At 74.0% G+C, this 18,558-nt stretch carries 18 protein-coding genes and 3 pseudogenes; 10 read left to right on the top strand and 11 right to left on the bottom strand.

Annotated elements, in window-relative coordinates:
* Positions 1-4 precede the first annotated feature (4 nt).
* Positions 5-199 carry a hypothetical protein gene (locus DA06_RS17295; protein ID WP_043502385.1) on the top strand — a complete coding sequence of 65 codons (195 nt, stop codon included), beginning with the start codon at positions 5-7 and terminating at the stop codon, positions 197-199.
* On the opposite strand, the gene DA06_RS17290 is transcribed toward DA06_RS17295, so the two are convergent.
* From DA06_RS17290 to DA06_RS17275, 4 genes are all read right to left on the bottom strand, one after another.
* A complete protein-coding gene (locus DA06_RS17290; protein WP_043502383.1) occupies positions 165-1,058 on the bottom strand; it encodes a ribonuclease Z in 894 nt (297 codons plus the stop codon). The two genes, DA06_RS17295 and DA06_RS17290, sit on opposite strands and share 35 nt — an antisense overlap.
* Positions 1,059-1,349: 291 nt before the next feature.
* Complete coding sequence (locus tag DA06_RS17285; protein WP_418605561.1) at positions 1,350-1,769, bottom strand: M23 family metallopeptidase; 420 nt, start codon at positions 1,767-1,769, stop codon at positions 1,350-1,352.
* A gap of 409 nt (positions 1,770-2,178) precedes the next feature.
* A complete protein-coding gene (recA, locus tag DA06_RS17280) occupies positions 2,179-3,231 on the bottom strand; it encodes a recombinase RecA (RefSeq protein ID WP_043502379.1) in 1,053 nt (350 codons plus the stop codon).
* Between the two features lie 287 nt (positions 3,232-3,518).
* The gene (locus DA06_RS17275) at positions 3,519-3,764 is read right to left on the bottom strand and encodes a DUF3046 domain-containing protein (RefSeq protein WP_043502375.1); all 246 of its coding nucleotides are present in this window, start codon (positions 3,762-3,764) and stop codon (positions 3,519-3,521) included.
* 72 nt (positions 3,765-3,836) lie between these two features.
* Between DA06_RS17275 and DA06_RS17270 the strand changes: the two are divergent.
* The 5 genes and pseudogenes from DA06_RS17270 to DA06_RS17250 form a co-directional block, all read left to right on the top strand.
* Positions 3,837-6,888, top strand: a pseudogene (locus DA06_RS17270) (DEAD/DEAH box helicase); the annotation flags it as partial.
* Between the two features lie 89 nt (positions 6,889-6,977).
* Positions 6,978-8,703, top strand: a pseudogene (locus tag DA06_RS17265) (dipeptide ABC transporter ATP-binding protein).
* Between the two features lie 122 nt (positions 8,704-8,825).
* Complete coding sequence (locus tag DA06_RS17260) at positions 8,826-9,323, top strand: MarR family winged helix-turn-helix transcriptional regulator (protein WP_043502371.1); 498 nt, start codon at positions 8,826-8,828, stop codon at positions 9,321-9,323.
* A 111-nt stretch (positions 9,324-9,434) separates the two neighbouring features.
* Positions 9,435-10,274, top strand: a complete 840-nt coding sequence (locus DA06_RS17255; RefSeq protein ID WP_043502369.1) for an alpha/beta fold hydrolase — start codon at positions 9,435-9,437, stop codon at positions 10,272-10,274.
* 93 nt (positions 10,275-10,367) lie between these two features.
* Entirely contained in the window at positions 10,368-11,051 is a 684-nt protein-coding gene (locus DA06_RS17250; RefSeq protein WP_043502366.1) for an alpha/beta fold hydrolase, read from the top strand.
* On the opposite strand, the gene DA06_RS17245 is transcribed toward DA06_RS17250, so the two are convergent.
* The 6 genes and pseudogenes from DA06_RS17245 to DA06_RS17220 form a co-directional block, all read right to left on the bottom strand.
* Entirely contained in the window at positions 11,018-11,326 is a 309-nt protein-coding gene (locus tag DA06_RS17245; RefSeq protein WP_418605558.1) for a dihydrofolate reductase family protein, read from the bottom strand. The two genes, DA06_RS17250 and DA06_RS17245, sit on opposite strands and share 34 nt — an antisense overlap.
* A gap of 442 nt (positions 11,327-11,768) precedes the next feature.
* A pseudogene (locus tag DA06_RS17240) lies at positions 11,769-11,855 on the bottom strand (hypothetical protein); the annotation flags it as partial.
* Positions 11,827-12,501, bottom strand: coding sequence for a hypothetical protein (locus DA06_RS17235; RefSeq protein ID WP_418605557.1), 675 nt, complete (start codon positions 12,499-12,501; stop codon positions 11,827-11,829). The pseudogene DA06_RS17240 and the gene DA06_RS17235, both read right to left, overlap by 29 nt.
* Before the next feature lie 58 nt (positions 12,502-12,559).
* A complete protein-coding gene (locus DA06_RS17230; protein WP_052436903.1) occupies positions 12,560-13,060 on the bottom strand; it encodes a GNAT family N-acetyltransferase in 501 nt (166 codons plus the stop codon).
* A complete protein-coding gene (locus DA06_RS17225; protein WP_418605556.1) occupies positions 13,057-13,803 on the bottom strand; it encodes a hypothetical protein in 747 nt (248 codons plus the stop codon). The genes DA06_RS17230 and DA06_RS17225 overlap by 4 nt, the downstream gene beginning before the upstream one ends.
* Positions 13,794-13,937: a hypothetical protein gene (locus tag DA06_RS17220; RefSeq protein WP_418605555.1), complete on the bottom strand. Its 144-nt coding sequence runs from the start codon at positions 13,935-13,937 to the stop codon at positions 13,794-13,796. The genes DA06_RS17225 and DA06_RS17220 overlap by 10 nt, the downstream gene beginning before the upstream one ends.
* Positions 13,938-14,211: 274 nt before the next feature.
* On the opposite strand from DA06_RS17220, the gene DA06_RS17215 reads away from it, so the two are divergent.
* Positions 14,212-14,532, top strand: a complete 321-nt coding sequence (locus DA06_RS17215) for a rhodanese-like domain-containing protein (protein WP_043502350.1) — start codon at positions 14,212-14,214, stop codon at positions 14,530-14,532.
* Here DA06_RS17215 and DA06_RS17210 read toward each other — a convergent pair.
* The gene (locus DA06_RS17210; protein ID WP_418605553.1) at positions 14,507-14,929 is read right to left on the bottom strand and encodes a hypothetical protein; all 423 of its coding nucleotides are present in this window, start codon (positions 14,927-14,929) and stop codon (positions 14,507-14,509) included. The two genes, DA06_RS17215 and DA06_RS17210, sit on opposite strands and share 26 nt — an antisense overlap.
* 13 nt (positions 14,930-14,942) lie before the next feature.
* Here DA06_RS17210 and DA06_RS17205 point away from each other — a divergent pair, with 13 nt between their 5' ends.
* Genes DA06_RS17205 through DA06_RS17195 form a run of 3 tightly spaced genes read left to right on the top strand, consistent with a single transcriptional unit; the run spans position 14,943 to position 18,555 of the window.
* Positions 14,943-15,962 (top strand): rhodanese-like domain-containing protein, encoded by a 1,020-nt coding sequence (locus DA06_RS17205; RefSeq protein WP_418605552.1) that lies wholly within the window; start codon positions 14,943-14,945, stop codon positions 15,960-15,962.
* On the top strand, positions 15,959-16,783 hold the full coding sequence (locus DA06_RS17200; RefSeq protein ID WP_043502347.1) for a sulfite exporter TauE/SafE family protein: 825 nt from the start codon (positions 15,959-15,961) through the stop codon (positions 16,781-16,783). The genes DA06_RS17205 and DA06_RS17200 overlap by 4 nt, the downstream gene beginning before the upstream one ends.
* A 23-nt stretch (positions 16,784-16,806) precedes the next feature.
* Positions 16,807-18,555, top strand: coding sequence for a DUF2243 domain-containing protein (locus DA06_RS17195; protein ID WP_418605551.1), 1,749 nt, complete (start codon positions 16,807-16,809; stop codon positions 18,553-18,555).
* Positions 18,556-18,558: the final 3 nt, after the last annotated feature.

Here is an 18,558-nt window from a genome sequence, read left to right as displayed (position 1 = left end):
GGACGTGCCCACGGGCTGGATCCCGGTGGCGTTGCTCGCCGTGCCCGTGGCCGGCCCCGGCGGTGAGCTGGTGACGCTCGCGGACTTCGCGGGCTTCGCCCTGGGCGGGACGACGGCGGTCGTCGGCGGGATCCTGGCCGTCGCGCCGGTGCTGCCGCGCCTCCTCAGGAGGCGCCCGTCCGCCGTCGCGGCAGCCTGAACCGGTCGAGGTCGGCCGCGGCGACCACGTCCGCGTCACCCGCCCGGGCGCGCGCCTGGCCGGTGAGCGGTGCGACGTCGGTGTAGCGCGAGGAGAAGTGCGTCAGGACGAGCCGACGGGCTCCGCCGCCGCCGGCCAGCGCCCCGGCCTGCCCGGCGGTGAGGTGCCGGTAGGCGGTTGCCAGGTCGGCGTCGTCGTCGGCGAAGGTGGCCTCGGTGACCAGCAGGTCGGCCCCCTCCGCGAGCTCCTCCGCGCCGGCGCAGGGGGCGGTGTCCATGACGAACGCGAAGCGCTGGCCCGGCCGCGGGACGCTGACGTCCTCGAGCCGCACGGACCCGACCCGGCCGCGCCGCTGCAGCTCACCCACGGCGGGGCCGGACAGGCCGGCGGCCGCCAGACGGTCGGCGAGGAGCGTGCGTCCGTCCGGCTCGCGAAGCCGGTAGCCGTAGGTCTCGATGCGGTGGCGCAGCGGGACGACGTCGAGGCCGTCGGCCACCTGGCTTGCGGTGCCGTGCGGGTGGAGCCGCAGGTCCACGCCACCGCCCGCGACGGCGACGAGCGCCCGTACCGTCTCCTCGCCCGAGGCCGGGTAGTGCAGGTGCACCCGGTGCTGCACGCCGTCGACGGCCATGCGCGAGAGCACGCCCGGCAGGCCGAAGCAGTGGTCGCCGTGGACGTGGGTAAGGCAGATCCTGGTCACCCGGGAGGAGGCCACGCCGGCGTGGATCATCTGCCGCTGGGTGCCCTCTCCGGGGTCGAGGAGCAGGCCCTCGCCGTCCCAGCTCAGGAAGTACCCGTTGTGGTTCCGGGCACGGGTGGGCACCTGGGAGGCGGTGCCGAGGACGACGAGCTCGCGCATGCGGCGAGTGTGCCGCACGTCCCCGCACCTGGCCCTGTCACGCCGGTCCGGGAAGAAGTCGGAGGCGGACGGCGTTCAACCGACGTGAGCGGCCGCGGGCCGGCGGACGTACAACCTTGGCGGCGGCCTCCGCGAGTGGGACTACGCGGGTACCAGGTCAGGAACGCGTCGGGGGAGCCGGGCTTCGTCGCCTGACTCCGCGGGGTGCGCCACCCGCCGGCGCGAACGCCGTGCGTCAGCCGCCGGGATGCGGACGCCTGGCGCGACGCGCCGCCGCCGCGGGGTCGGGCGTCAGAGCTGGGCGACGTCGACCGCGCCGAGACCCTTCATCCAGGACAGCGGCTCGGTCGTGTCGCCCCCCGCGTCGGGGTGGATCTCGAAGTGCAGGTGCGGGCCGGTGGAGTTGCCGTTGTTGCCCACGCCGGCGATGACGTCGCCCGCCTCGACCTTCTGGCCGGCCGAGACGTACAGGTCGTCCGGGTACATGTGCACGTACCAGCTCTCGAAGACCTTGCCGCCGACCTTGTGCTTGATGGCGATCATCATGCTGGAACGGCCGTCCTTGCCCTCGCCCACGTACGTGACCTCGCCGTCGGCCACCGCGTGGATGGGGGTATCGAGCGGAGCGGCGAAGTCGACGCCCAGGTGCTGGCCACCCCAGCGCGGGCCGTACTGCGAGGTCAGCCGGAAGTCGCCGGCGGCGACGGGCATGACCACCTCAGGGCCCGGCGCCTCCGCGACCGCGGCCGGCTCGGCCGGCTTCTCGGGGGCCCTTCTCCTCGGGCAGGGCCTCGCGGACCTTCACGCGGGAGGCGCGGTCCAGCTCGGCGCGGCCGGGGTCGTCCCGGTCCGCCGCGAGGGCCGTCCGACGCCGGAGCCTCCTTGGCGGCGGCCGCGAAGCCGGCGTCGAGGGCCTGGAGGGAGTCGGTGGCGACGGGGGTCGACCTTCGCGGCGGCGGCGTCGGCGTTCTCGGACGCGACGCCGGCGACGGGAGCCGCCACGGTGGCCACACCCAGGAGGGCTCGGCGTCCTCGGCCGCCGCACCGGTCGACGGCGGCTCCAGCTCGTCGCGGCGCCGCCCGCCACGCCGCCGACCGGTTCCGGAGTTCGTCATGCCGCTCAGAAGTCGACCGGGACCTCACCGGCGGCGGGCGTCTCGGCGTCGGGCGCGGCCTCGCCGATGCCGAGCTTGGTGAGGATCTTCTTCTCGATCTCCTCGGCGAGCTCGGGGTTGTCCCTGAGGAACTGGCGTGCCTTCTCCTTGCCCTGGCCGAGCTGGTCGCCCTCGTAGGTGAACCAGGCGCCGGACTTGCGCACGATGCCGTTCTCCACGCCGAGGTCGAGCAGGCCGCCCTCGCGGGAGATGCCCTGGCCGTAGAGGATGTCGAACTCGGCCTGCTTGAACGGCGGGGCCATCTTGTTCTTCACGACCTTGACGCGGGTGCGGTTGCCGACCGCGTCCCCGGCCTCCTTGAGCGTCTCGATGCGGCGCACGTCCAGGCGCACCGACGCGTAGAACTTCAGCGCCTTGCCGCCGGTGGTCGTCTCCGGGGACCCGAAGAAGACACCGATCTTCTCCCGCAGCTGGTTGATGAAGATCGCGGTGGTGCCCGACGCGGAGAGCGCACCGGTGATCTTGCGCAGAGCCTGGGACATCAGGCGTGCCTGGAGGCCCACGTGCGAGTCACCCATCTCGCCCTCGATCTCCGCCTTGGGGACGAGCGCCGCGACGGAGTCGATGACGATGATGTCGAGGGCGCCGGACCGGATCAGCATGTCCATGATCTCCAGCGCCTGCTCACCGGTGTCGGGCTGGGAGACGAGCAGCGCGTCGGTGTCCACGCCGAGCTTCTTCGCGTACTCGGGGTCGAGAGCGTGCTCGGCGTCGATGAACGCCGCGATGCCGCCGGCCCGCTGGGCGTTGGCCACGGCGTGGAGCGCGACGGTCGTCTTTCCGGAGGACTCCGGGCCGTAGACCTCGATCACGCGGCCGCGCGGGAGCCCGCCGATGCCGAGGGCGACGTCCAGGGAGACGGACCCGGTGGGGATCACCTGCACCTTCGGGCGGGTGTCGTCACCCAGGCGCATGACCGACCCCTTGCCGAACTGGCGGTCGATCTGCGTGAGCGCGGCCTCCAGGGCCTTGCTGCGGTCTGCTACGGGAGCGGGCATGTCAGTCACCTTTCGGCAGGGCGGGCCGCGCGGGCGGCCCTCGGATCGGTCAGGGCTGGTCTTTCGGCAGGGCCCGCCCTCGCCGGACGGCTACCTGCAGACGACGCTATGCCCGACCACTGACATCCGCCGGAACGCCTCCACGACCTGTGGACACGGTCCGACGTCGTCGCCTGGGGAGAAGGTACGCCGAACGAGTGTTCGACGTCGAAACGACACGCCGGGCGAACGCCTCCCCCGGCCGCGCCGCCCTCACGCCGCACGCGCCGGACGGCCTCCCGTGCGCCCTACGGCCGCCCGCGGCCCCGGGGACGTTCCTTCGGGTCGATCCGGTGGCGCCAGCGCGTGGCCTCGTCGAGGTCCATCTCGTCGCACACGGCGTCCCAGACGTCCCGCGGCGGGACACCGTCCGCGAGCGCCCGCACGGCGGTGCGCCCGCCGGCGCCGGAGAGCACGAGGTCCTCCGCCACCGAACGGCCGTAGCCCGCGCCGAACGTCTCCTCCAGCACCTGCCAGAACTCCGAGTGCTTCACCCGTCCAGGGTGCCACGCGTCCGGCCGGCGTCCGACCGCGCTCCGGGGCGGATGTGGGTGCGGGGCGGCACAATGTCGAGGGTGCTGCCCTTCTCCGAAGCCACCCGGTCGTGGTTCGACGGCGCGTTCGCGGCACCGACCGCCGCGCAGACCGGGGCGTGGGACGCCATCTCCTCCGGCGAGCACGCCCTCGTGGTCGCGCCCACGGGTTCCGGCAAGACCCTGGCGGCGTTCCTCTGGGCGGTCGACCAGATGCTCACGGGCGAGGTGCCCGAGCCCGGCGACCAGTGCCGGGTGCTGTACATCTCTCCCCTCAAGGCGCTGGCGGTGGACGTCGAGCGCAACCTGCGCTCGCCGCTCGTGGGCATCTCCCGGGCCGCGGCGCGCCTGGAGCTTCCCGTCAACGACGTGCGGGTGGGTGTGCGCACCGGCGACACGCCGGCGAACGAACGCCGCCGGCTGGCGGCCCACCCGCCGGACATCCTCATCACCACCCCGGAGTCGCTCTACCTCGTCCTCACGTCCGCCGCCCGCGAGGGCCTGCGCGGGGTCCGCACGGTGATCCTCGACGAGGTCCACGCCGTGGCGGGCACGAAGCGCGGGGCCCACCTCGCCCTGAGCCTCGAGCGGCTGGACGCCCTGCTGGAGATCCCGGCGCAGCGGGTCGGCCTGTCCGCGACGGTCCGTCCGGTGCCGACGGTGGCGACCTTCCTCGCCGGGCACCGCCCCCTTGCCGACGGCGGCCGGCACGTCAGGGTGGTGGAGCCGGCGGGCAGCAAGGAGCTGCGCGTCGACGTCGTCGTCCCGGTCGCCGACCTCTCGGACCCGTCGGCGACCCCGCTGCGCTCGGCCGCACGCGAGACCGAGCCGGCCCAGGAGGGGCCGGACCTGTCCGGGGCCGCGGCCGGGGCCCTGCCCGAGCAGCGGCAGCCGTCGGTCTGGCCGCACATCACCGAGCGGATCGCCGATCTCGTCTCCGAGCACCGGTCGACCATCGTCTTCACCAACTCGCGCCGGTCCGCCGAGCGGCTGACGGCCCGCATCAACGAGGAGTGGCAGGCACGTCACGAGGGGACCGCCGGCACCGCGGTCCTCGACGAGGTCGGCCAGGCGTGGGCCGCCGAGGTACCTGCCCAGTCGGGCACCTCCCTGCCCGTCGACGAGGTCGTCGCACGGGCGCACCACGGCTCGATGAGCCGCGACGAGCGGCTGCGTACCGAGTCGGCGCTGAAGTCGGGCGAGCTGCGCGCGGTCGTCTCGACGTCGTCCCTCGAGCTCGGCATCGACATGGGCGCCGTCGACCTCGTCGTGCAGGTCGGCTCCCCGCCGTCGGTGGCGTCGGCGCTGCAGCGGATCGGGCGGGCCGGCCACCAGGTCGGCGCCGTCTCGCACGGCGTCGTGCTGCCGACCCACCGCGGCGACCTCATGCCGGCGGCGGTGGCGTCCGTCCGGGCGCGCGACGGTCTGATCGAGGAGCTGCGCGTCCCTACCAACCCGCTGGACGTCCTCGCCCAGCAGGTGGTCGCGATGCTCGCGGTCGAGGATGTGCCGGTCGAGGAGCTGGCCGCCCTCGTGCGCCGCGCCGCCCCTTACGCGACGCTCGGGGAGCGGTCGCTCACCGCGGTGCTCGACATGCTCGCCGGCCGCTACCCCAGCGAGGACTTCGCGGAGCTGCGTCCCCGGATCGTCTGGGACCGGACCGCCGGGGTGCTCAGCGCCCGCCCGGGGGCGCTGCGCCTGGCGACGACCTCCGGCGGCACCATCCCCGACCGCGGCATGTTCGGCGTGTACCTCGCCGGCGGGCCGGCCGTCGACGACGAGAGCTCCGGCACCGGCGGCGTCACCGCCCGGGCCCGCGGCCGCGGCGGGCGCCGCGTGGGGGAGCTCGACGAGGAGATGGTCTACGAGTCGCGGGTCGGCGACACCTTCACGCTCGGCACGAGCACCTGGCGCATCGAGGAGATCACGCCGGACCGTGTCCTCCGTGAGCCCCGGCACCCGGCCAGCCCGGCAGGCTGCCGTTCTGGAAGGGCGACTCCCCCGGCCGGCCGGCCGAGCTCGGCCGCGCGCTGGGACGGACCACCCGCGAGCTCCTCGCGGGGCTCGAGGACGGCACCGCCGCGGACCGGCTGGCGCGGGCCGGCCTCGACGCCTGGGCGGTCGAGAACCTCACCGGGTATCTCGCCGAGCAGCGCGAGGCCACCGGACGCCTCCCGGACGACCGCACCCTCGTCGTGGAGCGCTTCCGCGACGAGCTGGGCGACTGGCGCGTGGTCCTCCACTCCCCCTTCGGTGCCCGGGTGCACGCCCCGTGGGCGATGGTGCTCGCGAGCCGCCTGCGGGAGACGACCGGCATGGACGTCCAGGCCGCGCCGAGCGACGACGGCATCGTGCTGCGGCTGCCGGACACCGAGGGCGCCGACGGCGAGGGGCGCGGCCCGCTGGACCCGGACCTGCTGCTGCTGGAGCCGTCCGAGGTCTCCGGCGCGGTCGTCGAGGCGCTGGCGGGATCGGCGCACTTCGCCGCACGGTTCCGCGAGGCCGCGGCGCGCTCGCTGCTGCTGCCCCGCCGCCGCCCGGACCGGCGCCAGCCGCTGTGGCAGCAGCGCCAGCGAAGCGCCCAGCTCCTGGCCGTGGCGTCGGCCTACCCCGATTTCCCCGTGGTGCTCGAGGCGGTCCGCGAGTGCCTGCAGGACGACTTCGACGTGCCGGCCCTGGCGGACCTCATGGGCGAGATAGCCCGGCGGGACGTCCGCATCGTCGAGGTCTCCACCACGTCCCCGTCCCCCTTCGCGCGCTCGCTCCTCATGGGGTACGTCGCGCAGTTCCTCTACGACGACGACGCCCCCCTCGCCGAGCGCCGCGCAGCCGCCCTCATGCTGGACCCCCGCTCTGCTGGCGGAGCTCGTCGGCTCCGACCTCGGCGACCTGGCCGACCTGCTGGACCCGGAGGCCGTCGCGGAGGTCGCCGCGGCCGTGGGGCTGCGCACGGAGGCCACGCGGGCGAAGGACGCCGAGGGGCTCGTCGACCACGTGCGCCGGCTGGGCCCGGGTCACGACGGCGGAGCTCGCCGCGCGCAGCACCGCTCCCGAGCTCGTGCCCGGCTGGCTCGAGGACCTCGCGGTCGCCGGGCCAGCCACCGGCCTGCCCCGCCCGGGCGAGAGCGAGGACGACGGCGAGCGGCCCGTCAGCACGACCGAGGGAGCCCGCCCGTGAGCGCCGTCGTCGACATCCGTGACCTCCACGTCACCTTCGCCACGGACGCCGAGCCCGTCAGCGCCGTGGACGGCGTCAGCCTCACCGTCCAGCCCGGCCAGGTGCTCGCCGTCGTCGGCGAGTCCGGCTCGGGCAAGACCGTCACGGGCAAGGCGATCCTGCGGCTGCTGCCCGAGACGGCCACCGTCTCCGGGGCGGTGCTGCTCGCCGGGCAGGACGTCGTGAGTCTCGACGGCCGCGCCATGCGGGACGTCCGCGGCCGCGACGTCGCGATGGTCTTCCAGGAGCCCTCGTCCGCGCTCAACCCGGTGTACACGGTCGGCTGGCAGATCGCCGAGGGCCTGCGGGCGCACGGCGAGGTCTCGAAGAAGGAGGCCCGACGGCGGGCCGTGGAGATTCTCGGGCGCGTCGGCATCCCCGACCCCGAGTCCCGTGTGGACCACTACCCGCACCAGTTCTCGGGCGGGCAGAAGCAGCGCATCGTCATCGCGATGGCGCTGGCGCTGGGCCCCAAGGTGATCGTCGCCGACGAGCCCACCACCGCCCTCGACGTCACCGTGCAGGCGGAGATCCTGGACCTGCTGCGGCGGGTGCGCCGGGAGTTCGGCACCGCGATCGTTCTCATCACGCACAACATGGGCGTGGTGGCCGACCTCGCCGACCGGGTGGCCGTCATGTACCGCGGCCAGGTGGTGGAGGAGGCCGACGTCCGTGAGCTGTTCGCCAGCCCGCGGCACGAGTACACCCGCGCGCTGCTGGGGGCCGTGCCAAGGCTGGACGGGCACGCCGGCGGCGACCGGCCGGGACCCGCGGACATGCTGCCCGCGCCGGCCGCGCCGACGGTACAGCCCACCGCCCCGGCGGCGGAGACCGACGTCCGCGCGGCCGAGCCCGCCGTCGGCGCCGTCGTGGAGGCCCGCGACCTCGAGATCGTCTACCCCCGGCCGGATCGGCCGCCACGGCTTCCGCGCCGTCGACCACGTCAGCTTCTCGATAGCGCCGGGCGAGGTGCTGGGCCTGGTGGGCGAGTCCGGCTCCGGCAAGACCACGATCGGCCGCGCGATCGCCGGCCTGACGCGCGCGAGCGGCGGGTCGCTCCGGGTGCTCGGCCACGAGATGGTCGGCTTCCGCGAGCGCGCGTTCCGGCCGCTGCGCGCACGCATCGGGTTCGTCTTCCAGGACCCCGCGACGAGCTTCAACCCTCTTCTCACCATCGCGGAGTGCGTCGCGGAGCCGCTCGTCGTCCACGGCCGCGCGCGGAACCTCGCCGCGGCCCGCAGGCGGGTGGACGAGCTCCTCGACGCCGTGCACCTGCCGACGTCCTACGGCGCGCGCTACCCGCACGAGCTCTCCGGCGGCCAGCGCCAGCGCGCGAGCCTGGCGCGCGCGCTCGCGCTCGACCCGGAGCTGCTCATCGCCGACGAGCCGACGTCGGCCCTCGACGTCTCGGTGCAGGCGCGGGTCCTCGAGGTCTTCACCGAGCTGCAGGAGCGGCTGGGGTTCGCGACGCTCTTCATCAGCCACGACCTCGCCGTCGTCGGGATGCTCGCCGACCGCATCGCGGTGCTCTACCGCGGCCGGCTCGTCGAGACGGGCCCGAGCGACCAGGTCCTCGGCGACCCGCAGGACGCGTACACCCGGCGCCTGCTCGCCTCGGTGCCCGTGCCGGACCCCGTTGAGCAGGAGCGACGGCGGGAGGCCCTGCGAACGCTGCGGTCCTGAGGCGGCCCGGACGTCCGCTGCCGCGACGTCCGTGCGGCAGCAGCGCCGTGCGGCGACGGGTCGTCGACATGGCGGGCCACGTCCGAGGTCGTCGCGACGCACGTTCTCGCTAGGCTTGCGCGGTGAAGGATTCGACGAGGTGGCTCACCAGCGAGCAGCAGGACGCGTGGCGCTCCGTCATGTCGGTCCTCATGCTGCTCCCCGGGGCGCTCGACGCCCAGCTGCAGCGTGACACCGGCCTCACCCACGCGGGCTACGTGGTCCTCTCCGCACTCTCGGAGGCTCCCGACCGCACGATCCGGATGAGCCGGCTCGCGACGATGGCGAACATGAGCATGTCTCGTCTCTCCCACCTGGTCGACCGCCTCTCGAGCCAGGGCTGGGTCGAGCGGAGGCCTGACCCCGAGGACGGCCGCAGCACCATGGCGGTGCTCACGGACGCCGGCTGGGAGAAGGTGGTCGAGACCGCGCCGGGGCACGTGGAGAACGTGCGCACGCTCATCTTCGACGACCTCACCGACGCCCAGGTCACCGAGCTCAGGCAGATCACGCAGAAGATCTCCTCGCGCCTCGACCCCGAGCACAAGCTCCGCTCGTTCGGCCGCACCGCGCGCACCTGAGCCACCCGTGGCACGCGGAGCTCACGGTCGAGGAACGGGACCCCGGGACCGCCGCTGGGTAGGCTCGTCCTCAGCGCCAGCGTCGGCGCGCGAGCAGCCGCAGGAGCAGCCATGGAGTCCCAGCCCCAGTACGTCACCTCCGCCGACGGCACGACGATCGCCTACGAGTCCTACGGCTCCGGGCCGGTGATCCTCCTCGTCGCCGCCGCGATGAACGACCGCTCCGGCCTCCGGCCGCTCGCGCGGGCGTTGGCCGACGGCGGTGCCCGCGCCGTCACCTACGACCGTCGCGCCCGTGGGGACAGCACCGACGCCGCCGTCGTCGACGGCGTCACCCCCGTCGAGGGAGCGGTCGAGCGCGAGCTCGACGACCTCGACGCCCTGCTGGCCGCGGTCGGCGGCCGGGCGGCGGTGCTCGGGTACTCCTCCGGCGGCCACCTCGCGATGCTCGGAACCATCCGCAACCCCGGGATCGTCGGCCTCGTCATGTTCGAGCCGCCGTTCGCCTTCGACGGCGAGTCCACGGAGCCGACGACCGCGAAGGCGGAGGCGCTCTCCGCGCTCGTCGCCGAGGGACGCCGGGCGGACGCGGTCGTCGAGTTCCAGCGCGACATCGGCCTGGACGACGAGACGGTCGAGCGGCTGCGCCACGCCCCGTTCTTCCCGGCGCTGGAGGCCATGGCGGCCAGCCTCGTGTACGACGCGGCCGTCACCGACCTGTACGCCGACCCCGCCCCGCCCGGCGCGCAGGTGCGCGTGCCGACGCTCGTGCTGCACGGCAGGGGCACCTGGCCAGAGCTGGCCGGATCCTCACGGCGCGCGGCGGACGCGGTGCCCGGCGCGGAGCTGGTCGCCGTGGAGGGAGAGAACCACGCCGTGGTGCCCTCCGCCGTCGCGCCCGAGGTCCTCAGGCTCCTCGCCCGGGTGACGACGACCTCGGACCAGGGGTGAGGTGACGGCCGTGCCGGTTCGCGAGCGCTACCGCGAGGAGACCGTCGCCCAGGCGGACCGCCTGCCCGCTCTGCCCGACGGGGCGGCACGACGATGACGACGTTCGCCGTCGTCCACGGCGCGGGCGGCTCCGCGTGGGAGTGGCACCTGGTGCGGGACGAGCTCACCGCGCGTGGGCACGCGACGGTGGCGGTGGACCTGCCCAGCGAGGACGAGTCCGCGGACCTGTGGGCGTACGCCGAGACGGTCGTTGCCGCCGTCCGCGCGGCGCAGGCGGAAGACGTCGTCGTCGTCGCCCACTCCCTCGGTGGGTTCGTGGCGCCGCTCGTGGCGGCGCGCATCCCGGTCCGCCGCCTCGTCCTGGTGTCCGCCATGGTGCCGGCTCCGGGCGAGACCGCCGGCGAGTGGTGGGACACCAGCGGGTACCGGGAGGCGACGGCGGACGCCCGACCGGACGCGGACGAGATGGCGCTCTTCCTGCACGACGTGGACCCGGAGCTGGCCGCGGAGGCGCTGCGCCGGTCCCGGGACCAGGCGGATCGGATGATGGCCGACCCGTGGCCGTTGGCGGCCTGGCCCGACGTCCCGACGTCCTTCCTGGTCCCGCGTGACGACCGTGTATTCCCGTCGTCGTTCCTGCGCACCCACGCGCGCGAGCGTCTGGGGGTCACGGCGGACGAGATGCCCGGGAGCCACTGCGTCTATCTCTCGCGGCCGGCAGAGCTGGCGGACCGGCTCGTCGCCTACGCGGAGCTGGGCCCGCCGGCCCGCAGGTAGCGCAGCATCAGCATGTCGCCGGCGGTGAGGACGTGGCTCAGCCGCATGCGCCGGGTGGCCTGCGCGCCACCCGCCGTGATCCGCCCCGCCGCCCCGCCCTCGAGGACCGGGCTGACCGTCAGGCACAGCTCGTCGACGGCGTCGGCCTCGATCAGCGTGCCGAGCAGGTGTGGCCCGCCCTCGCAGAGCACCTGGGACAGCCCGCGCCGCTCGAGCGCCGCGCGCACCAGGGTGGTCTCGACCGTGCCGGCACCGCACGGCACGACGTCCGCCACCTCGGCCGCGTCGGCGGCCAGCTCCGCCGCGTGCCCTGGCCAGCTGGCCGCGGCCGAGCTCGGCGGCGTTGTCCAGCATCTCCACGACGTCCTCCTCGTACCGCCGGCGCGGCAGGGCGTACGGGGCGTTCGTCTGCACCCAGTCCACCAGGGCCTCGCGCAGGTAGTACTTCAGGTCCGTGAGACTCGTCGCGTCCTTGCCGGAGACGAGGGCGCGCATGCGGATCACGCCGTTGGTGGCGTCGTGGACCTGCAGGATGCCGACGCGGCCGTCCCACAGGTCGGTGGCGGCCAGGAGCCTGTCGAGCTCCGCCCGCATCGCGGGAACGGGGACGCGCCAGTCCAGGTCGAGCTCCACCCCGCCGAGCAGCGCCGGGGCGTGCCGGGTCCAGTTCTCGAAGGGGTTCTCGGTGAAGTAGGTGGACGGCATGATCATGCGACGGTCGTCCCAGAGGCGGACCACCACGTACGTCATGGTGATCTCCTCGATGTACCCGAACTCACCCTCGACGATGACGATGTCGTCCACGCGGATGGCGTCCGTGAACGCGAGCTGCAGGCCGGCGAACACGTTGCCGAGCGTCGTCTGGGCGGCCAGGCCGGCGACCAGGGAGATGACGCCCGCGGAGGCGAGGATGGACGCCCCGGCGGCCCGGGCCCCGGGGAAGGTGAGCAGGATCGCCGAGACGCCGAGGACCGCGACGACGGCGACGCCGACCCGGCGCATGACCTGGGACTGCGTCTGCACCCGGCGGGCGCGGGTGGTCACGGCACCCTCGCCCACCCCTGGCCAGGACCATGTCCTCCGCCACCCGGACCAGACCGGTCACGAACCAGGTGACGGCGGCGATCTCGACGATCAGCAGCCCGTGCTCGGCCACCCGGCGCCACAGCGGCGCGGCCGCCTCCGCACCCTCGGCGACCGGGTAGGCGATGACCAGACCGATCCAGGCCCCGATGGTGGCCAGCATGAGCTGCAGCGGTCGCCGGCAGCGGCGGCGGATGAAGCCGGCGATGGGCCGGCCCCGCGCGACGACCCGCGCGAGCGCCGCCACGATGATGGCTGCGAGCAGGCCCGCGACGATCCCGCCGCCCACCCACAGGACGATCGTCAGGAACTCGACGGTCTGCTCGACCGTCTCTCCCACCGTGTCACCAACCGTGTCCTGATCCATCCGACCAGGCTACGTTCGCTGGCTGGACGTCCGCTGGACGCGACCAGGGAGGCCGGCGCTACAGCTCCTTGCCGAGGAAGAGGTCGACGTACGGGTTCTCCTCGAACGCCTCGACGGGCGTGTACCCGGCCGACTCGTACAGGGCGAGCGCCTCGGTGAGGGCCCGGTTGAGGCTGAGCACCACCCGCCGACCGCCGAGCGCCCGGGCGCGGTTCTCCAGCGCCCGCAGCAGGAAGCGACCCAGCCCCTGGCCGCGGACGTCCGGCACCAGCCACATGCGGCGCAGCTCGACGGTGCCCTCCTCCAGCACGCGCACGCCGCCGCAGCCGAGCACCTTCCCGGTGCCGAGCTCGGTGACGAGGAGGAAGTCCCCGCGCGGCGGGGTGACCTCCTGCGGCGGCACCTGCTCGAGGAGATCCTGGCGGAAGCCGCCCTCGAGGCGTTCGTCGAGCTCGGCGAAGTACGCGGCCAGCGCCCGCGCCGCCCGGTCGCTCGCGGCCTGCCCCTCGATCAGGCGTACGGGCCTGCCGGGAGCGCGGGTGCTCGACTCGCTCGTCATCCACACATCGTGCACCGCGCGCCGTCTTCCTGCCAGACCCACCACCTCCTTCCGCCGGCACCTGTCCCCGGTGCCGCACCCGCGGGGCCCACCACCCCTGCGCGCCGGCCCACGAACTCTCGCGCCCCGGAGCACCGACACCTAGGCTCACGGCATGGACGTGACCACCGCCCGCCGCCCCGCACGATGACGGGGGCCGGTCCGGCGACAGTGTGTGTCTCCGTCGGGTCGCCGGGTCGCGATGCTGCGCCGAGCGCCGGTTGCAGCGCGTTGGAGTGCTCGGCCTGGGGTGTGTTCACGGCGTCCCGCGCCGAGGCGGCGCTCGTGACGTCGTGCGCGGAGGTGGCGCTCGTGACGTTCCGCGCCGGGGGTGGGGAGACGGCGTCCCGTGCAGCAGGCGGGCCGAGCAACGTGTCGAGCGCGTCGAGCCCGCCGTCGCGGTAGGCGCGCCACGCGGCGGTGTCGGCCCCGGCGCGTGCGGACCACCTCCGGCGTACGGCGCGCGCGGTCTCCGCGAAGTCGTGGCCCGTGATCTGTCGCTCGGCCGCGCGTCGGACTTCGGCGAGGGCGGCGGCGGCGCCCTCCCGGTACTTCGCCGCCGGTCGCGGTGCACCGCTGCGCGAGAGCGTGCACAGCGACTCGTTGCCGGCGATCGCCGTCAGGTGGGCGACCGCCTCGCGCTCGAGCTCGCTCGCGAGCGCCTCGACGTCCCGCGGGTCCGCCGTCGCACGAGTCAGGTCCACGGTCCCTCCTGTTCCCGTCCGTCGCAGGTGCACCGGTGGGCGGGGTCGACGCCCGCCATCACCTGGGCGGCGTGCATGCCGCAGCCGGTCCAGGTGGTCCTGCCGCAGGTCTCGCAGATCGTGGGGCTGCACATCTGTCCGTCCTCACTCGATGGGTGGTGGGTCCGCCCCCTGGTGGCCGCGTCGCGCAGATGCGACGGTGGCCGTCACGGGCACGAATGGAGGCGTGGAGGCCTCGCGCCTGGACAGAACTATACCCCCCCCGGGTATGGTTTCGGCCAGGCTGCGGAGCTGCTTCTCACCCGCAGGCCGGGGGTGGGAATGCTCCCGGAGCCGGCGGTGTTCTAGCCGCCGGATACCCCCCCGGGGTATCAAGAGTCGTAGCCCCACAGTGAGGAAAGAAGCCCCATGACCGAGGTCTCCATCGACCAGCTCGCCGCCGCGAAGGCGGACGGCGCCTTCGTCGTCGACGTCCGTGAGCCCGGTGAGTACGTGCAGGGCCACGTCGCCGGTGCGGAGCTCGTCCCGCTGAGCGAGGTCCCACAGCGGGCCGCCGCCCTGCCGACGCACCAGCCCGTCTACGTCATCTGTGCGAGCGGCAACCGCAGCGCGCGCGCGGCCGAGTTTCTGCGCGCCGCCGGCCTCGACGCCTACTCCGTCGACGGAGGCACCGCCGGTTGGATCCGCGCCGGCAACCCCGTCGTCACCGGCCCGGACGCCAGTGTCTGAGCACCTCCCCGCCTGATCGCCGACCCGCACCGGAAGGACCAGCTTCATGACCACCACCACGATCATCTCCATCGAGACCCCCTCGCTCGGTGACCGCAGCTACCTGGCCCACGACGGCGAGGTCGCCTTCGTCGTCGACCCGCAGCGCGACATCGACCGCGTCCTCGATGCGGCCGCCAGTGCCGGCGTCCGGATCACCCACGTGTTCGAGACCCACATCCACAACGACTACGTCACCGGCGGCTACGCCCTCGCCCGGGAGACCGGGGCGGCGTACTACGTCAACGCCGACGACGAGGTGTCCTTCGAGCGGACCGGCATCCGTGACGGCGACGTGGTCGAGGTCAGTCCCGCCATGCGCGTGCGCGCCATGCACACGCCCCGGGCACACCTTCACGCACCTCTCCTACGTGCTCGAGGGCGAGGACCCCGCGGTGTTCTCGGGCGGCTCGCTGCTCTTCGGCTCCACCGGCCGGCCGGACCTGCTCGGCGAGGCCCACACCCACGAGCTCGCCCGCCACCAGTACAGCTCGGCGCGCCGGCTCGCCGCCGAGCTGAGCGACGAGACGAGGGTGATGCCGACCCACGGGTTCGGCAGCTTCTGCGCCGCCACCTCCGCCGGTGGCGACACCACCGCCTCGACCATCGGCCGCGAGCGGATGATCAACCCGGTGATGTCCCAGGACGAGGCCGACTTCGTCGCGGACACCCTCGCCGGGCTGGACGCCTACCCCGCGTACTACGTGCACATGGGCCCGGCCAACTCCTCCGGCCCCACCGCCGCCGACCTCTCCGAGCCGGAGCGCGCCGACAAGGACCAGCTCCGACGTCGGCTCGAGGCGGGGGAGTGGCTGGTGGACCTGCGCACCCGCACGGCCTTCGCGAAGGGTCACGTGCCGGGCACGTTCAACTTCGGGCTGGACGGCCAGTTCGCCACCTACCTCGGCTGGCTGATCCCGTGGGGCACGCCGGTCACGCTGCTCGGCGACAGCCCGGAGCAGGTGGCCGAGGCGCAGCGCGAGCTGACGCGGATCGGCATCGACCGGCCCGCCGCGGCCGCGACCGGGCGCCCGGAGGACTGGACCGACGCGCCGCTCGCCGAGCTGCCCAGCGCCAGCTTCGCCGACCTCGAGCAGGTCCGTCACCACCGGGCCGTCACCGTGCTCGACGTCCGCCGGGTCAGCGAGTGGCGCGACGGCCACATCGACGGCGCCGTGCACCTGCCGATCCACGACATCGTCCAGCGCATGGACGAGGTGCCGGAGGGTGAGGTCTGGGTGCACTGCGCGTCCGGCTACCGCGCCTCGATCGCCGCCTCGCTCGTCGCGGCCACCGGTCGTCGCGTGGTCGTGGTCGACGACAGCTTCGACCGCTCCGCGCAGGCCGCCGGCCTGCCGATCGTCTCCGACCAGGCGACCGCCTCGGCGTGAGCGCGCTCGTCCTCGCCGTCCCGCTCGGGGTCGTCGTCGGGATCACCCTCGGCGCCCTGGGCGGCGGCGGCTCCATCCTCACCGTCCCCGCCCTCGTCTATCTCCTGGGCCTCGACGCCCGGGCCGCGACGACCGGCTCGCTGGTCATCGTCGGCATCACGACCCTGATCGGGATGCTGCCGCACCTGCGCGCCGGCCGGGTGCGCCTCGGGCAGGGTGTCGTCTTCGGCCTCCTCGGCGTCGGCGGGGCGTTCCTCGGCTCGCTGCTGTCGACGACGGTGCCCCAGGACGTCCTGCTCGTCGCCTTCGCGGGCCTCATGCTCGTCGTCGCCGGGGTGATGACCCGGCGGCGGCGGACCTCCGCCCGCAGGCAGGCCGCCGGCCAGGGCGAGGTGGAGGCGCGGACCACCCCGATGCTCTCGCTTCGCCCCTTCCGGTGCGACTGCCGCGCCGTCGGCGTCCTGCTGCTGACGGCCACCGCCGTCGGCCTGCTGACCGGATTCTTCGGCGTCGGCGGCGGGTTCGCCGTCGTGCCCGCGCTCGTGCTGGCCATGCGGCTGCCCATGCCCGTGGCCGTCGGCACCTCGCTGGTGGTCATCACCATCAACAGCGCCAGCGCGCTCGTCTCCAGGCTCGGCCAGGACGTCACCCTCGACTGGGGCCTCATCGGTGCCTTCACCGCCGCCTCGGTGGCCGGGAGCCTCATCGGCGCCCGGATCACGTCCCGGGTGAGCCCGGCCCGGCTCAACCTCGCCTTCACCGTGCTGCTGGTTATCGTGGCGCTCTACACGGCGGCCGGCAGCGTCCCTCAGCTGTTCTGACCCGCTCCGAGAGGATCGCCCCCATGTCCCTGACCGCGTCCGTCACCTCGCGCACGGCCCGGCCCCGCCGGTGGAACGGCGCCGAGAAGCGCTCGGTCGCCGGCATGGCCACGGTGGTTCTGCTGCTCAACCTCGTCGGTTGGGGAGTCCTGCTGCTCGCCGTCGCGCCCCAGCAGCTCACCGTCGGCAGCGCCGGGGTGTTCGGCGTCGGGCTCGGCGTCACCGCGTTCCTGCTCGGTGCGCGCCACGCCTTCGACGCCGACCACATCGCCGCGATCGACAACACCACCCGCAAGCTCGTCGGCGAGAACCGCCCGGCACTGAGCGTGGGGTTCTGGTTCTCCCTCGGTCACTCCAGCGTGGTCTTCGGGCTCGCCCTGCTGCTCGCGCTCGGCGTCAAGGCGGTCGCCGGTCCGGTCGCCGACTCCGGGTCGGCGATGCAGCAGATGCTCGGCACGGTCGGTTCGATCGTGGCCGGCACTTTCCTCATCCTCATCGGGCTGCTGAACCTCGGCTCCGTGCGCGGCATCGTGCGGGTGTTCCGGGAGATGCGCGGCGCAGGCTTGGACGAGCGCGAGCTCGAGCGGCTGCTGAACAACCGCGGAGTGATGGCGAGGCTGCTCGGCCGGTTCACCCGCCGCGTGACGAAGCCGTGGCACATGTACCCCGTCGGGCTGCTCATGGGGCTGGGGTTCGACACCGCCACCCAGGTGGCGCTGCTCGTCCTCGCCGGCGGCACCGCAGCGCTGACCCTGCCCTGGTACGCCATCCTCGTGCTGCCGGTGCTCTTCGCCGCCGGGATGAGCCTGTTCGACGCCGCCGACGGCGTCCTCATGGCGCGCGCGTACCGCTGGGCGTTCCTCGCGCCGGTCCGCAAGGTCTACTACAACCTCACCGTCACGGTCCTGTCGGTCATCGCCGCCCTCGGTATCGGCGTCACCGTGCTGCTCCAGCTGCTCGCCGAGCACCTCGGGCCCACGGGCGGGTTCCTCGGCTGGGCGGCCGCCCTCGACATGGGGGAGCGTGGGCTACGCCCTCGTCGCGCTCTTCCTCATCGCCTGGCTCGTCAGCCTCGCGATCTGGCGGCTGGGCCGCATCGAGGACCGCTGGAAGACGGCCACCGCCTCCTGAACCTGAGGAGCCGACGCCTGCATCCGGACGGCCCGGCCTGCCTCGCCGGGCAGGCGGCGTCTGGCGTCCGGCGCGCGGACCCAGTCTCCAGCGGCGACGATGACGGGACGAGACCAGCGGACCGGAAGGACCTCTCGATGGCGACGTCGGACTCCGCGGGCAGCGTCCCGGCCGGACGGCCCGCCGAGCGGGGAGCGATCGACCTCGACCGGCGGGCCGTGTGCTCCGGGCTCCTCTTCGGCACCGGCATCGCGGCATCCATGATCGACCTGTTCATCTTCCACCTGGCCCTGCACTGGCATCACTTCTACGACCGCTCCACCACCGCGGTGGCGCTGACGGCGGACGGCTTCTTCCACGCCTTCGGGTGGTTCGTCACCATCTGGAGCCTGTTCCTGCTGGCCGACCTGCGACGCCGCGCCGAGATCGCCTGGGGCCGCTGGGTGGCGGCCGTGGTGACCGGAGTCGGGCTGATGCAGCTCTTCGACGGCGTCGTCTTCCACAAGGTGCTGCGGGTCCACCAGATCCGCTACGACGTGGAGCTCCTGCCCTACGACGTCGCCTGGATCGGCTCCGCCGCGCTGCTCGTCCTCCTCGGCCTTCTCCTGCTGCGGCGGACGCGGCCCTCCAGCACCTCGTGAGCG

The organism is Georgenia sp. SUBG003 (genome assembly GCF_000715355.2).
Classification (GTDB): domain Bacteria; phylum Actinomycetota; class Actinomycetes; order Actinomycetales; family Actinomycetaceae; genus Georgenia.
Note: the sequence above shows the minus strand (reverse complement) of the source record. Positions and strands in the feature narration are given on the sequence as shown.

Coding starts and splice junctions, on each gene's coding strand:
- DA06_RS17215 (WP_043502350.1), top strand. CDS start 14,212: ATGACCGAGGTCTCCATCGACCAGCTCGCCGCCGCGAAGGCGGACGGC.
- DA06_RS17250 (WP_043502366.1), top strand. CDS start 10,368: ATGACGACGTTCGCCGTCGTCCACGGCGCGGGCGGCTCCGCGTGGGAG.
- DA06_RS17255 (WP_043502369.1), top strand. CDS start 9,435: ATGGAGTCCCAGCCCCAGTACGTCACCTCCGCCGACGGCACGACGATC.
- DA06_RS17235 (WP_418605557.1), bottom strand. CDS start 12,501: ATGGATCAGGACACGGTTGGTGACACGGTGGGAGAGACGGTCGAGCAG.
- DA06_RS17290 (WP_043502383.1), bottom strand. CDS start 1,058: ATGCGCGAGCTCGTCGTCCTCGGCACCGCCTCCCAGGTGCCCACCCGT.
- DA06_RS17230 (WP_052436903.1), bottom strand. CDS start 13,060: ATGACGAGCGAGTCGAGCACCCGCGCTCCCGGCAGGCCCGTACGCCTG.
- DA06_RS17195 (WP_418605551.1), top strand. CDS start 16,807: ATGTCCCTGACCGCGTCCGTCACCTCGCGCACGGCCCGGCCCCGCCGG.
- recA (WP_043502379.1), bottom strand. CDS start 3,231: ATGCCCGCTCCCGTAGCAGACCGCAGCAAGGCCCTGGAGGCCGCGCTC.
- DA06_RS17220 (WP_418605555.1), bottom strand. CDS start 13,937: ATGTGCAGCCCCACGATCTGCGAGACCTGCGGCAGGACCACCTGGACC.
- DA06_RS17285 (WP_418605561.1), bottom strand. CDS start 1,769: ATGCCCGTCGCCGCCGGCGACTTCCGGCTGACCTCGCAGTACGGCCCG.